The sequence below is a fragment of the Pararhizobium polonicum genome (assembly GCF_001687365.1).
GTDB classification, from domain to species: Bacteria; Pseudomonadota; Alphaproteobacteria; order Rhizobiales; family Rhizobiaceae; genus Pararhizobium; species Pararhizobium polonicum.
This window is the reverse complement of the sequence record NZ_LGLV01000006.1, coordinates 412,225-426,988: the sequence shown is the minus strand read 5'-3', so window position 1 is coordinate 426,988 and position 14,764 is coordinate 412,225. Positions and strand designations below refer to the sequence as shown.

At 58.1% G+C, this 14,764-nt stretch carries 11 protein-coding genes; 4 read left to right on the top strand and 7 right to left on the bottom strand.

The genetic code is table 11. The features are described 5' to 3' along the window. Positions 1-26: 26 nt before the first annotated feature. The 3 genes from ADU59_RS10795 to ADU59_RS10780 form a co-directional block, all read right to left on the bottom strand. Positions 27-1,028 (bottom strand): substrate-binding domain-containing protein, encoded by a 1,002-nt coding sequence (locus ADU59_RS10795; protein WP_068954088.1) that lies wholly within the window; start codon positions 1,026-1,028, stop codon positions 27-29. 74 nt (positions 1,029-1,102) lie between these two features. Then, positions 1,103-2,089, bottom strand: a complete 987-nt coding sequence (locus ADU59_RS10790; protein ID WP_068954087.1) for an ABC transporter permease — start codon at positions 2,087-2,089, stop codon at positions 1,103-1,105. Positions 2,090-2,662: 573 nt separating this feature from the next. After that, complete coding sequence (locus ADU59_RS10780) at positions 2,663-3,316, bottom strand: TetR/AcrR family transcriptional regulator (RefSeq protein ID WP_083198223.1); 654 nt, start codon at positions 3,314-3,316, stop codon at positions 2,663-2,665. A 156-nt stretch (positions 3,317-3,472) separates the two neighbouring features. On the opposite strand from ADU59_RS10780, the gene ADU59_RS10775 reads away from it, so the two are divergent. The 3 genes from ADU59_RS10775 to ADU59_RS10765 all read left to right on the top strand — a co-directional run bounded on the left by ADU59_RS10775 (position 3,473) and on the right by ADU59_RS10765 (position 7,896). Then, positions 3,473-5,623 carry a TonB-dependent siderophore receptor gene (locus tag ADU59_RS10775; protein ID WP_068954085.1) on the top strand — a complete coding sequence of 717 codons (2,151 nt, stop codon included), beginning with the start codon at positions 3,473-3,475 and terminating at the stop codon, positions 5,621-5,623. A gap of 79 nt (positions 5,624-5,702) precedes the next feature. Continuing rightward, a complete protein-coding gene (locus ADU59_RS10770; RefSeq protein ID WP_244506396.1) occupies positions 5,703-6,755 on the top strand; it encodes an ABC transporter substrate-binding protein in 1,053 nt (350 codons plus the stop codon). Positions 6,756-6,774: 19 nt separating this feature from the next. Further along, positions 6,775-7,896, top strand: a complete 1,122-nt coding sequence (locus ADU59_RS10765; RefSeq protein WP_068954084.1) for a siderophore-interacting protein — start codon at positions 6,775-6,777, stop codon at positions 7,894-7,896. A gap of 231 nt (positions 7,897-8,127) precedes the next feature. Here ADU59_RS10765 and ADU59_RS10760 read toward each other — a convergent pair whose 3' ends face one another. The 4 genes from ADU59_RS10760 to ADU59_RS10740 form a co-directional block, all read right to left on the bottom strand. Further along, complete coding sequence (locus tag ADU59_RS10760) at positions 8,128-10,209, bottom strand: carboxy terminal-processing peptidase (protein WP_068954083.1); 2,082 nt, start codon at positions 10,207-10,209, stop codon at positions 8,128-8,130. Between the two features lie 257 nt (positions 10,210-10,466). Further along, on the bottom strand, positions 10,467-11,162 hold the full coding sequence (locus ADU59_RS10755) for an SDR family NAD(P)-dependent oxidoreductase (protein ID WP_068954082.1): 696 nt from the start codon (positions 11,160-11,162) through the stop codon (positions 10,467-10,469). Positions 11,163-11,498: 336 nt separating this feature from the next. After that, the gene (locus tag ADU59_RS10745) at positions 11,499-12,809 is read right to left on the bottom strand and encodes an aspartate aminotransferase family protein (RefSeq protein ID WP_068954080.1); all 1,311 of its coding nucleotides are present in this window, start codon (positions 12,807-12,809) and stop codon (positions 11,499-11,501) included. 3 nt (positions 12,810-12,812) lie between these two features. After that, complete coding sequence (locus ADU59_RS10740; protein ID WP_068954153.1) at positions 12,813-13,862, bottom strand: phosphotransferase; 1,050 nt, start codon at positions 13,860-13,862, stop codon at positions 12,813-12,815. Between the two features lie 204 nt (positions 13,863-14,066). Here ADU59_RS10740 and ADU59_RS10735 point away from each other — a divergent pair, with 204 nt between their 5' ends. Continuing rightward, a complete protein-coding gene (locus ADU59_RS10735) occupies positions 14,067-14,747 on the top strand; it encodes a GntR family transcriptional regulator (RefSeq protein ID WP_068954152.1) in 681 nt (226 codons plus the stop codon). Positions 14,748-14,764: the final 17 nt, after the last annotated feature.

Sequence of the window (14,764 nt, the reverse complement as noted above, 5' to 3'; positions counted from 1 at the left end):
GCCCGGCGTTGCACAACAGCGTTCGATCAGAACGGATACTGCGAGTAGTTCGACTTGTTGACATCGACCCAGGCCTGGCCAACCAGGATCACGCCCTCACCGGCGCCCTTTTTGACGGTGACCTTCTCATAGCCAGGAACGCCGAGATCCATACCGTCCTTGATCTCTTCGCCCTTCAGAACCATGTCGGCGACCTTGTTCATCACGAAGCCTGCATCCTTCGGATCCCAGAAGCTGATGCCGTCGACGGCGCCTGATTCAAGGTAGGAACCGGTGTCCTTCGGCAGGCCAATACCGAACACGCATGTCTTGTCCTGCAGGCCAGCTTCCTCGACAGCACGGCCAATGCCGATCACGTCAACGGCCGACCCACCCTGGAAGCCCTTGATGTCGGGGTATTTGCGCAGGATTTCGCGCGCCTTTTCGTAGGCCTTGTTGGCGTCGTTGAAGGATTCGTTCTTCTCGGACACCAGCTCCATTTCCGGGTACTTCTTGGCATTTTCTGCGCCACCGTCAGCCCACTGGACATGGGTCAGGCTGCCGAGCGAACCCACGAAGGACGTCCACTTGCCGGATTTACCCATGCACTCGGCAATCTTTTCGTTGAAACGCGCACCGAATACCTTGTTGTCGAAGGCTTCGATATCGACCAGCGTGTTCTTCATGCTGTCGGCCTCGTGGGTCACGACCTTGATGCCGCGCTGTGCTGCGCGTTTCAGAACGCCTTCGAGTGCCGCGGCATCCATTGGAACGACAGCAATGGCACTGACCTTTTTGGCAACCAGATCCTCGATCAGACGGGCCTGCTGGGCGGCGTCTGCCTTGGCAGGTCCGATCTGGCTTGTGGTGACATCGGCATTGTCCTTGCCATAGGCAACGACACCTTCCTCCATGCGCGTGAACCAGTTTTCACCAGTCACCTTCACCACGGTGACGATGCTCGGCTTTTCTTCGGCGATAACGGCGGTCGCCGTTACCAATGCCCCCAGAGCAACCGTGCAGGCGGCGAGTTTGCGGATAATAGTCATTATTCCTCCCTAAGAACCTTCAAACATGGCACGAGCCGGCGCGCGAAGGCATCGCGCAGGCGCCAAAATGTGGGTCAGCCGCGCAAGGTCCTGAACCAGGCCTTCGGGTCAAACTCCGCCTGGGCTAGAAAGACGAGAAGCAGGACACCCCAGGCGAGGTCGCGGAAGAAATTGGAAATGTCCATGAAGTTGAAAAGGCTCGACAGCATCTGCAGTGCCGTGGCCGACAGCACGACGCAGATAACCCGGCCATAGCCACCTTCCGGGCGAACACCGGCCATGACGGCGATCAGAATGGCGATGAGAACATAGGAACTGCCGTAGTCCCACTTCACGCTCGATGTCCGAGCAGCGATGACGATACCGGCGACGGAAGCAAGCACACCGCAGGCCGTGTAGGTCACGAACAGAATACGCTTTTCCGGAATGCCGGCAAAACGCGCCGCCTTGGCATTGCTGCCCAGCAGAAGCAGGCGCAGGCCAAATGGACTGAAGCGCAGGACAACGCCGAGAACGAGAGCGACAACGAGGAAAAGAGCGAAACATTGCGGCACGCCGAGCATCGGCGTATTGCCAAAATTATCGAGCGGCTCGATATAACCGAGGCCGAGGGCCGAACCATTGGTCAGGGCCACTGCAAGGCCGGTAAAGAACAGCTGAGTGCCAAGAGTTGCAATGATCGGCGTGAGCCCAGCGCGCGCCACCAGCAGGCCGTTGAGCATGCCACCGGCAAGGCCGACCAGCAATGCCACGCCAGCGAAAGCCCAGCTGAACAGCAGCGGCGCATCATCCGCCGAAACGTGATCACGAACAACGATGTAAGCAAAGACGCCCGACAGGTTGGCAAGAGCGATGCCGGACAGATCGATGCCCCCATTGCCTGAGATCATCGCCAGCATGATACCGAGCGCCAGGAGCCCGAGTTCGGGAACTTGGGAAGCCATGGACTGGAGATTGTAGATATCCAGGAAGCTTGCCCCCACCAGGACGCCGCCGCCGACCAGAACCGCAATATTGACAATAGCCAAAAAGCCCAATTGGCGATCAACGCGAAACTGCAAGACACAATCCTCCACACTTGGCGAAATCGCAAACTGACATCTGCCGCGCCCGATTTCACCGATCGGAAGGCTGCATCTGACAAATTTCAGGCAGGTCCTCCAGACCCCACCCCAGCGATCACCAGCGCCTTCGCGCCGGTCGTGACATTTGCCAAATGTAATTGTGTATTGTCAATAGGGAAGTTCTCATGCGGTGCCGCATGGATTTTCCCATTGCATTTTGGGGGCAGAACAAGATGGTGCAGCTGCCGCTCTCCCCAGACGTTAGCGCACCCTGGTCAGTTATGAGGCGTTCTGCCTTGGGAGATCGGCGGCCCGGTTCAGGGACGGAGGAGGATTTTCCCCGGACTGTGCCCGGCTTTGATGTATTCGAGTGCTGCATCAGACAAGGGAATGTTTTCGGCGATCCGTATGCTCAGCACGCCGCCCGCAGTGAGGTTCGCAACCTGATGAAGCTCATCGCGGGGATGAACCATCCTATCCGCATCTCATCCCGCCGCTCGTAGCAGCATTTTCGCCAAGCCGACAGGTTAACGTACCGTGCCCACCCGAAGCATAGATCGCAGCACCGGGCTAAGTCCGGTGCTGCTTCGCGACACCCTTGATGAGCCAATTCCACGTATTCTCGAAATGCACATCGATGGCGTGCGCTTCCTTGAACTGATCACCTCCCATCATGGCGACGGAGGTCGGGAGTGCGACAAGACAGTGAATCAGGTGGCTGGCGATCGAACCGGCGTCGCCGCCGCCGATCGCGCCGTCCTGCTGCGCCTCATAAACGGCGTCAATTAATCGGCCCATGATCGGGTCAGGTTGAGGCGGTATCGGCCCCCTCTTCTCGAATACGACGGCTTCGCTGAAGGTGATGCGCTTGAATGCGATCAGATCGGGTTCCATGTTGATGTGCAGAAGTTCACACATAAGGGCTCGCAGCCGCTCCAGAGCGTTTCCGTCAGCGTGAGGCAAGTCCTTGAGCCGTGCGACGGCACGCTTGTGAGCGTTTTCAACCACAGCCTCAAACAAAGCCACCTTCGAAGGGAAGCGTCTGTAGACGGTGTCCTTGCCTGCTCCGCAATGCGAAGCGACTTGCTCCATTGACGTGCCGGCGAACCCCCTCTTGGCAAACAGCTCCGTCGCCGTTTCGATGATCCTTTCCGCCGCGGCATTCTGCATTTCCTTGGGAGGGCGACCTGATCTGACGATCATTTCCGACTTTCTCGATGCCATTCTCTCTCCCATTGCTCTGTTCACCACCTCTCTGAATACCTCCGTCGGAATTGCCAACATCAAAGTTGACACAGACTCTCATATTAACTGGACAGGACGGTCCCGTTTGATTATGAGCCTACCAGACATCGCAAGCTTCGACCATGGGGGCAATTCGTGAAGCACCGCCTTTCCGCAAAACACATCCTGACGGCATCAACCTTTCTCCTGGCCGTCACGCAAGCCTGGGCTCAGGAGCAGAGCACGCAACTGGCACCAATTGTCGTCCAAGGCGAGGGCGCAACCGACGATACGTCAGCCAGCGTTCTCGTCAAAACGGCAAGATCCGCGACCAAAACAGCGACACCTGTCGCGGAGACGCCACAATCCATAACGACCATCACGCGCAAGCAGATCGATGACCAGAACCCTCAGACGGTCGGAGAAGCCCTGCGCTATACCGCCGGCGTTCTCTCAGACAGGGATTCGAATTCCCGCTATGACTCCGTATTTCTGCGCGGCTTTGGCGCATTCGGGACGGCAACCAGCTACGTCAATTATCTCGATGGCCTAAAATTGCAGCGTGGACAGGCCTTCGCCACGCCCTCTATCGATCCGTTCTTCCTGGATCATGTGGATGTGTTGAAAGGACCGTCCGCGCTTCTCTATGGCCAGGTCAGCCCCGGCGGTCTCGTCAACCAGGTCAGCCGGACGCCATCCGACGTCCAGTCAAACGAGGTGCGGCTTGAGGCTGGAAGTGACCGGCGGGTTCAGAGCGGACTTTACTCCACCGGACCGCTCACATCCGATGGCACCTTGCAGTATGGACTTGGGGTGGTCGGCCGTTCCTCCGGCGCCCGCTATGACAACGTTGATGAGAAGCGTTTCGGTATCACGCCATCCCTGAAATGGCAGCCGGACGCCGATACCTCGTTGCTGATCTCTGGCTACTACCAACGCGATCCGGACGGGGGCTACTTCAATTCGCTCTATCCGAAATTTCTCGCGCCGTCCGGCTTAGCCGGTTACCTCGGCCGCGATTTCAATGTCGGAGATCCGGCATATGACAGCTTCGAACGCGAGCAATACGGAATAGGCTACCAGTTTGAGCACACGTTCGATGAGCGGGTAACGATCCGGTCCAACTTCCGGTATACGGGCGTGGAAGCCGACATGCGCTCCCTTCAGATGAACGGGCAGATGTCGAATGCAGGCATCATTCCCCGCTGGGCTGTTCATTCTATCGAGGACGTGTCAGGTTTTTCCTTCGACAACCAGGCCGAGTTCAGTTTCGAAACGGGCGCTGTCGAGCATACGCTTCTCACAGGCATAGACCTCCAGCACTCCAGCAGCAGCTGGCAATATCTGATAGGCGGTGCCACGCCACTTGATGTCACCAACCCCGTCTATGGCCAGCCAGTCGGTCCGTTCATGACGTTCACCAACACCAACCAGTCGCTTCGCCAGACCGGCATCTACGTGCAGGACCAGATCGAACTCGGCGGTCTTCGTGGCGTTTTTGGAATTCGTCAAGACTGGGCGGATCAGGATGCCGACAATCTCCTCAGCAGAACTTCATCTGAACGCTCGGATACGGCGACCAGCTATCGCGCGGGCCTGCTCTATCTGTTCGATAACGGCATAGCGCCCTATGCCAGCTACTCCACCTCATTCGAACCGTCCACCAGCACGGACGCGGTTGGCCGCCCGTTCAAGCCAACGGAAGCGCAACAATATGAAGTGGGCATCAAGTATCAGCCACCAGGGCTGGATGCCCTCTTCACGCTCTCCGCTTTCGATATCCGCCAGCAAAACGTCGTTTACTACAACGCCTCGAAGCTCGCGAACGAACAGCAGGGCGAGATTCATTCTCGCGGCCTCGAATTCGAAGCGAGAGGAAATCTTGCCAGCAATGTCGAACTGATTGCCGCACTTTCCCTGCTCGACACAGAGGTTTCCGAATCCGGCATTGCATCCATCATAGGCAACCGTCCGCAAGCCGTGCCACGCTATTATGGTTCGCTCTGGGCAAATTACACGATCGATTCCGGCGCGCTGGAAGGACTGAGCATCGGTGGTGGCGTGCGTTTCGTCGGGTCCAGCTACAGTGATGATGCCAATACGGTGAAGGCCGACGGATATACGTTGCTCGACACCGCATTGCGCTATGATTTTGGTGTCAAGAATCCAAATCTGAAGGGGCTTCAGGCGACGCTGAACGTCACCAACCTGTTCGACAAGGAATATTACTCCTCTTGCAGTTCCGAATATTATTGCCAGTACGGAAACGGCCGGACCGCTCTGGCAGGTCTGAAATACAAGTGGTGAGGTGAAAGTGCCTATAACGAGACGTCAATTATGCGCCTCCCTCGCGACCACGGCCCTTTTTGCCGGAATCGGACCGGTCGTGGCCGGACAACCAATCACGGTTGTCGATATGGCGGGGCGCGAGGTGCATCTGTCCGCACTCCCTCAACGGATAATACTGCTGGAGGGACACGATCTTCTGACCATGTCTCTCCTGCATCCCGATCCTGCATCACTGGTGGTGGGCTGGGCGGCCGTCGATCGCATCGACAGCGAACGTTTGCAGACGCAGTTGCTGAATGGTCACCAGGTTTCAGTTGTCGGCAAGCAAACTCCCGACACCGTGTCGCTTGAGGGGTTGATCAGTCTCGCGCCGGATCTGATCGTCACCACCGCCTTCATGACACCGCAGGGCGATGCCGATCCCCTGGTGGAACGCCTGAAGCAGCTCGGTATCCCGGTCGTCTTCAGTGATGCCTCAAGCAATACGCTGGCCGATGAACAAGAAACCGATCGGGTCAGCGCACTCGACGCCTCCATGCAAATGTGGGGTGCGCTTCTCGGCGCTACGGCGAAGGCGGATGCATTCATATCCTTCTTCGACAGGGAAATGACGGGGATCACTACACGCGTTTCGGGCGCGCCCACTGTAACAACCTATCTGGAGGTTCAATCCACGCCCGACGATTGCTGCTGGGCCGCCGGACGGAAAGTCTGGGGCGAGCTGCTGGCTCTAGCCGGAGGTCAACCACTGCCCGGCGTGACTGCGCCGTGGTTCGAGAAGCTATCCCTCGAATATCTCCTGTCCACACCGCATGACGTCTATATCGCGTCAGGCGGTGGATGGGCATCGGGCAACCGGCCCGCGATCGGCCCGGGAATCGATCCGAAGCTGGGCCAGGAAGGTTTACAACGATTGATAGATGGCCGGGTTGGTTTCAGTCAGCTTACGAGTGTTCGCAACAAACGCGTCCATGGTATTTGGACAGGGCTGATCACCAATCTACCTCTTCATGTCGTGTTCGTGGCACTAGCCGCCAAATGGCTTCACCCCGAGCAGTGCGCCGATCTCGATCCGGCAGCCATTCTCACCGTCATCAATCGCGAGTTCGCCGCGTTCCCCATCGAGGGGCCGCTGTGGGCTTCGGTCTGAGTTCACGGAGCCACTCCAAATGTCCCTGACTGTCGGAAAACGATATCGCGCAAGCGCGATCGTACAATTTGCCAGGATCGACGAATACGTCGATCCGATCGTCGATTCGATCGCCACACACGACATGAGCGTCGAAGAGGCGGATGGGGTCCACCATATCCGGTCGCCCTTCGGTAACGCCACATTTGAAACTATCAAGGGCGGCTTTCGGCTGAAAGTTGAATCCCCCGATCCGGGAGGGCTTAATCGCCTGAAGCATGCGCTTGTCGGCCCGATCGGCTTTATCGCCGCGCAAGAGAAGCTGGAAATCCATTGGCAAGGCGACCATGCGGAACCGGCTTTGCCCGACGATCTTCGCATCTTGCATGTGGAAACGATCGAAGACATTGCTCCCCGCATGCGCCGGATAACGTTTCGAGGGCAGAATCTCGAACGATATGATCGCGACGACCAGCTGCACTGTCGGCTCATTTTCCAGCAGCGCGATGTGGCAGAACCCCTGTGGCCGATGCTCGACCAGCGCGGCCATGTGGTGTGGCTCGGCAATGCCGCGGTGCCGATGCGGGTCTATACGATCCGGCAGATTGACACGGCAAAGCAGGAAATCTCCATCGACTTTGCCCTCCACGCCAACCCCGGCCCTGCGACACTATGGGCGATGGATGCGCGAAAGGGCGACATCGTGGGGATTCTGGGCCCTGCCGCCAATGGTCCAAGACATGCTGAGTTCTATGTTCTGCTGGGGGACGAGACGGCATTGCCAGGCATCTCGCGTATCCTGGAGAACCTGCCCGAGACAGCAACCGGTCAAGCTTTCATCGAGGTGGATACGAAAGCCGACGAGTTACCGCTTCACTGTCCCGGCGGTGTGTCGATCTTCTGGCTGCACCGCAACGGCGCCGCCCCCGGCACGACGACCTTGCTGAAGGATGCTCTCAGCTCCGTGCAATGGCCTGAAAACCCAGACAAGAGCTTTGTCTGGGGCGGATGCGAGCACCGGACGTTCAGTGCCATTTACCGGCACCTGAAGCAGGATATCGGGCTTTCCCGGGATCGGTTCGTGCTCTACTCGCACTGGCATCGGTCTCTGAGCGAGGAAGACATTATTGCCAGAGGGGCCGTCGCGTATCTGCCTCAGTGAAAGTTCCCGCCGTTAGCAAAGATCGTGTCCCTGGATTTGGCCTGCTTCCGTTCCCAGACAGGTTAAAGCACTTCACGCCTTGACGGGACATGAGTTGCTGTCCCACGGAATCGCAGCGAGGTCCAAGCGTCACCATTTGAAAAACGGGTACACGGGGCAGACTCGCCGCATGCCGTTGCACCCGTGCGATTGGCCAATTTCGCCCGTTTTTTCCGATGGCTGTATGGCTGCTTATTGCAAGCCCTCCTGCAAACCCACCTTGTCAGCAAGAATAGCGGCGGCCTCGTTCAGCAGAACATCTTTTGCGTTTCTGCGGGCATTTTCAATGGCAATATCAGCACTCAGACTGCGCTCGTTCGCCTGCAGGCCGTCATCTCCACCAAGATCCAAGCCATCGTTTGTTTGTGCCCGTGCCTTGAGACGCGCTTTTCGAGCAGCCAGTTCGTTTCGGCGTTCGGTTAGATTGAGAGAGATAGTGCCTTTCTCCCGCTGCGCTTTCAGTTCGGCAGCATCTTCCACGAAGCGTTGAAAATCACGATCGTTTCGCACCCGGGCATCATGGAGACTTTGCAGTTTCGGCAGCAAAGCCGCCATATTACCGGTGGGCGCATAGTTTACAGGCTTGATCTGTGTCCACGGCAGAGCGTTGTCATAGCTTGCTTCACCAAAGTTCTTCGGGTCCGAAAGGCCCGGCAAGCTGATATCAGGTGTTACGCCGCGCAGCTGCGTCGTACCACCGTTCACACGGAAAAACTGGGCGATCGTCAATTTCAGTTCACCGAATTTCGGTTTGCCGTTGTTCGCCGCCTTGTCAAGATTGACCACGGTTTGCACGGTGCCTTTGCCAAAACTGGGTTCGCCGACGATCACGCCACGGCCGTAGTCCTGTATCGCTGCGGCAAAAATCTCGGAAGCCGACGCCGAACCGCGATTGATCAAGACGCCAACCGGACCTGTCCAGGCAGGCACCGGAAGATCGTCCCGTCCGACTGCAATTTTACCGTCGGCGCCGCGCTGCTGGACCACCGGGCCTTTGCCGACGAACAGACCTGTCAAATCAATCGCCTCGGTCAACGACCCGCCGCCATTGTCGCGCAAATCGATCACAACCCCATCGACGCCGTCTTTCTTCAGTTCACCGAGAAGCTTGGCGACATCGCGGCTTGCGCTTCTGTAGTCCGGCTCGCCTTTTCGTCGCGCTTCGAAATCTTCATAAAACGCCGGCAGGGTAATGATACCGATTTTGCGCGTTGCCTCGCCATCCTTTATAGGCAGGATGGTTTTGCTGGCGGCCTGCTTTTCGAGGCTTATCTTGTCGCGCGTCAGGCTGATGAGACGATGGCCGCCATCTGGCCCGACATCCGCCGGCAGGATGTCCAATCGGACGACAGAATCTTTTTTCCCGCGTATCATTTGCACGATTTCATCAAGGCGCGTGCCCACCACTTCCTTTACCGGGCCGTCCTTGCCTTGACCAACGCCGATAATGCGGTCTCCGACCGCGAGCTTGCCGGACAATTGCGCCGGGCCACCCGGCACGAGCTCACGGATCGTCGTGTAGTCGTCGCGTTCCTGCAAGACCGCACCGATACCAACCAGCGACAGCTTCATGGAAATATCGAACTCAGCCGCGGCTCTCGCGCCGAAATAGTCCGTGTGCGGGTCAACGGACGTCGTATAGGCATCCATGAACGACTGGAAAACGTCGTCGCTCTTATACTTGAAAGCGCGCTCGAGGGAATTTTGATAGCGTCTGTCGAGCGTGTCGCGAATAACCGCATCAGTTTTGCCCGCCAGTTTCAGCCGCAGCCAATCGCCTTTGACGCGTTTGCGCCAGAGATCATCGCTTTCGGCTTCGGATTGCGGCCAAGGGGCTTCGTCGCGCAACAAGGAATAGGTTTCCTGCCCACTGAAATCGAAGTTTTGTTTGAGCAAGTTGCGCGCATATTCCATACGGCCAACAACGCGCTGCTCATACACGTTGAAAATTGAAAACGGGATCCGCAGGTCTTCCCGTTTGATGGCGTCATCAATCTTGGTGCTGTTCGTCATGAACTTGTCGATGTCTGCCTGCAGGAACAGCACTCGATCCGGATCCAGCGATTTAATGAATCGGGCCATAATCTTGGCCGACAAGGCATCATCGAGCGGAACGGGCTTGTAACCGAAACGCGTCAGAAACTGCGCGCTCAAACGGGCGGCTTGCGCCTGCTGCTGTAATGGCGCCAAAACGGGTGGCGATTTGACTTCCAGAGCATATGCGGAGGGTGCGATTGCCAGGAAAACGCCAAGCACGCCGTATTGTATACGCATTCAGATTTGATCCATTTTCAATGTCGTATCGTCAATGAGTGATGTTGGTGGAACAATTATGGTTTTTTGGCAACGAACAGAGAGGCACTTCTTCGTGATCTGAAAACGCCGAGGCCACAATCGTCGCTGAATGAAAGGTCCGTGGCAAGTCACGGTCAGGATAATCGACAGTTGGAAATCCCAATTTGGGTAAAGCCTTCGAGTTGGGGAACATAAGTTTTATGGGCACTTCTCCCCTAAAAGTATATCGAGGCTCCCTAAAATAGCCCGCCATTGGCATCAATCACTGCACCCGTCATATAACTGGCATCCGGCGATAGAAGAAAGGAAATGACGCTCGCAATCTCGGCAGGATCAGCGAAACGTTGCATCGGGGTACGCTGTCTGTAGGCCGACCGGCCCGGTTCGGGAATCCGATCTGCCATTGGACCTTCAATCACCCCCGGCGCAACGGCATTAACCCGAACACCCTGCCCCGCCAATTGTCTCCCGAGCCCGCGCGTTGCCTGAAGGAGTGCGGCCTTTGATGCGGCATACACAATGTCATGCCCAGGTTCCCGGCCGGCAACCGAGGCCACATTTACGATCGACGCCTTGAGCCCTCTCGCAATCGCGTTCTTTGCGAACAGGGTAGACAACAGAAGAGGCGCACGCAAATTTACACCCAGTGTCAGGCTGGTTTCGTCATCGGTGACGTCATCCCACGATCGCCCGAGGAAAACGCCCGCGTTGTTAACGAGTGCGTGTAAATCACCGTAATCGTCGATGATGGACTGGAAGCCTGTGCGGATTTGCGATGCGTCCGTCAGATCAATCAAAACTGTCTTGCAGGATGCGCTTGGCTGGCGGTCAATCCCAATAACATTCCAGCCAGAGCCCTTCAGATTTGCAGATATTGCAGCACCAAGCGTCCCGGAAACGCCGGTTACAACGACATTCTTATTGCTATTCATTGATTGTGCCCGACCATCCAAAAGACGTGCATTGGAGATGTGTTGGCTTCAGTACTAAGCAGCGTTTTTGCCTGTTGCAAGGGGCCGATACATTCCATATCGCGCTGTCTACCCTCGACAACAGCGACAGGGTCAAGCTGGAGTTCCGCCGGCCAAGTGTGCGTGAGAGCTTGAACGCCAAGCTTTTGATCGACAAGAACAACACATCGATCCGTGCGACCGTCAAAGCCCCACGTTCGGCACCCGACTGCTGCTCGTGATCGAGGTCACGGCACTTGTCTGAGCCGCCGGGCATTTCACTGCACACGAGCCGGCGCGCGGGCCTTTTTTTCGTGATCAGGCCGTTTTGAGCACGTCGCCCAGCGCATCCAGAAGCATATCCGCGTTTTCCCGCGAGAAGACGAGCGGCGGACGGATTTTCAGGATATTGGCATTGGGGCCGGAGGCGCTGATCAGGATGCGGCGGTCGCGCAGGCCGTTGACGATGCGGGTCGTCAAAGCGGAATCCGGGCGCTTTGTGGCCGGGTCGTCGATGATTTCGACCCCGATGAACAGACCGGAGCCGCGTACGTCGCCAATGGCTGGGTGGGACAGGTTCCTGAGGCCGTCCATCAGGTAACGGCCTACTTCCAGTGCATTCTGTTGCAGGCCCTCGATGCGGATCGTATCGAGCACCGCCTTGCCGGCTGCGGCGGCGATGGGATTGCCGCCGAAGGTGTTGAAATAGCGGGCGCGCGGGCCGAATTCGGCAATGACCTCCGGGCGCAGCACGATACCCGCCATCGGATAGCCATTGCCCATCGGCTTGCCGATCGTCACCATATCGGGCGAAACGCCGTGACGCTCGAACCCCCACATGGTTTCACCTGTGCGGCCAAAGCCGGGCTGCACTTCATCGGCGATGAAAAGGCCGCCAGCTTGGTGGATCGCGTCCACCGCCGGCTTCAGAAACCCCTTTGGCCCGGCGAAGATCCCGTCGCTCGAGAAGATCGTGTCGGTGATCAGCATGGCCGGTTTGATGCCGTGGCGCTTCAGGTCGGCGATGGCCGCGGACACATCGCGGCCGAACTTTTCCATCACCTCTTCCGGCGAATGACGATAGCTGTCGGGGGCGGGTACGGTACGCACATGGGGACCGAGCGTCACGGACTCGCCGAGCGAGGGGGAGAACTCCGCCACCGCGCTCGTCAGGCCGTGATAGGCAAGCTCGGTGGCGATGATGCCCGTACCACCGGTGACATGGCGGGCGATGCGCACCGCAAGATCGTTTGCCTCGCTCCCCGTGCAGGTGAACATGGCCTGACTGAGCGCTTCGGGGAATGTCGCTGTCAGCGTCTCGGCATAGTCGACAATGCCTTCGTGCAGGTAGCGCGTGTGAGTGTTGAGGATTGCGGTCTGCTTGGTGATCGCCTCCACCACGCGCGGATGGCAATGTCCAAGCGAGGCGACGTTGTTGTAGGCGTCGAGGTATTTCTCGCCGGCAACGTCATAGAGAAAGACACCTTCGCCGCGCACCAGATGCAACGGCTTTTCGTAGAAAAGACGGTAGGCGGGCCCGAGCACCTTTTCCCGGCGCGCAATCAGCGCCCGTTCGGTCTCGTCCAGCCGTTCAAAATCCTCACGCGAGAAAGCGTTTACCATCGACATGATTCAGGCCTCGGAAAGGTTGGGCGCGAGCGTCTTCAGCCCCGCCGGTGTTAGATCGGATATATTGAGAAGCCCCTGCCAGGCGGAGGCGTGGTTGCGCATGATGTAATCGTGGTTCTCCGGAAAGCGCGCCGAGCGCCATTCGGCGATGATGATTGACATCGCCAGTCGCGCCCGGGTGAGGATCGGCAGGAGTTCCATTTCGGCGGCTTCCAGCGTGCGCGCCGACAGGAAGCCCTCCAGGAAGGCACCGGTGCGCGCCGCCCAGTTCTCCGTCGCCAGATGATAGGACAGTGCGACGGCGAGATCATTGACGAGCGGCCCGTGCACCATATCGCCAAAATCGATGACGCCGACGACCTCGGTGGGCTTTGCCGGGTCGAGAAGGATATTATGCGGATTGAAGTCGTTGTGGATGATCTGGCGCCGAGTAAGCCCCGCAATTGCGGGCAACGCACGCTCGAATTCGAGAAGCACGGCTTCCACCTGCGCGCGGCGTTCGGGTGCGACGTGGTCGACGACGGCGGCAAGGTCCAGCGTGTGGGAGATATCCCACATCAGCTTTCCGGCGGGGGGCCGTCCGTTATAGCCCTCAAGACCGAGGCCAAGCTCCGCCAATGCCCGGCCGACATTGCGGCTCTGCGCCACGCAGGCGAGCGTCCGGTACTGCAACTCGCCACGGAGGAAGGTCAGGAGGCGCATAATGCGCGGGCCGTCCGACCTGGCCAGCGTATGGCTCCGTTCATCGTTCTTCGTCGCGACAAGCCGGGGCACAGGAACCGCAGGAGCGGCCGATGCCAGATGCAGCAGCGCACCGTCCTGGAAATCGAGTGCTGCCGGGTCTTCTGCGGGATTGGCGATCTTGAGGACGAACTCGGTTCCATCGTTGCGAATGAACAGAAAGGTCTCGTCGCGCTCGCTGGAAAGCCGCTTTACCGTACCAGCAAGGCCATAGATCTCCGCGACCGCTGTCTCGGCATCGGCGAGCGATGTCGGATTCCATGTCGCCGACATGGAATCCGTTTTCTGGGTGGCGGACGATGGCTCCGTCATGCTTGCTCCGTTGCGCGCGGTTTCCCGCATTTTCCTGATCGCCATCCCGTTTCGACGGGTTCTGTCACCCGTTGAAAGAATGGTTTGGCCGCCTTGCACTGATGTCGTGGCTGACGAAAGATGCCTGCCACGGCAGAGCATACTTGAAACACACCGAAAAAGATGCATCAAGTATCCTATTATTCGATTTTGCGGATCATTTCCATGCCCGAATTCACCACCTTGGAACATGAAAACCTGAACAGCACCGTCTATAGCGCACTGTGCGATGCTTTGATCCAGGGGCGGTTCCAGCCCGGCGACCGGTTGAAGATCCGCGATCTCGCCGAGCAGTTCGGCACGAGCGTCACACCGATCCGTGACGCCATCCTGCGGCTTGCCAATGACGAAGCGATCATCTTCCGTTCGCCGCGCGACATCCGCATTCCGGGCCTGAGCGAAAGCCGGTACCGGGAGATCCGGGCGATCCGAATCCGGCTGGAGGGGCTGGCCGCGGAAACTGCCGCGCAGGTGGCAACCAGCGCGGATATCGAGGTTCTGGAGCGAATTTTGCGTGAAAACGAGCAGGCAATCGACGCCGGAGACCGATTGAAAGGGACAGAACTCAACCAGGCCTTCCATTTTATGCTGCCACAGATCGCCGGACTACCGGTTCTGAACGGCATCCTGCGGCGGCTCTGGCTGCAGATGGGGCCTCACATTTCCGATGCCTATGTTCAGGGCGGTCGAGCGATGATCGATCATCATTATCCCGTCATCGAAGCTCTGAAACGGCACGATTCGCCGGCCGCTTCCATGGCGATCGTTGATGATATCCTGCTGGGAGGCAAGCCTATTTTGGAACGCATCGAGCGGGGTGAGGAGCGGCAGACAAGAAAGGCCTAGGCCTTTCGCGAGAGGAG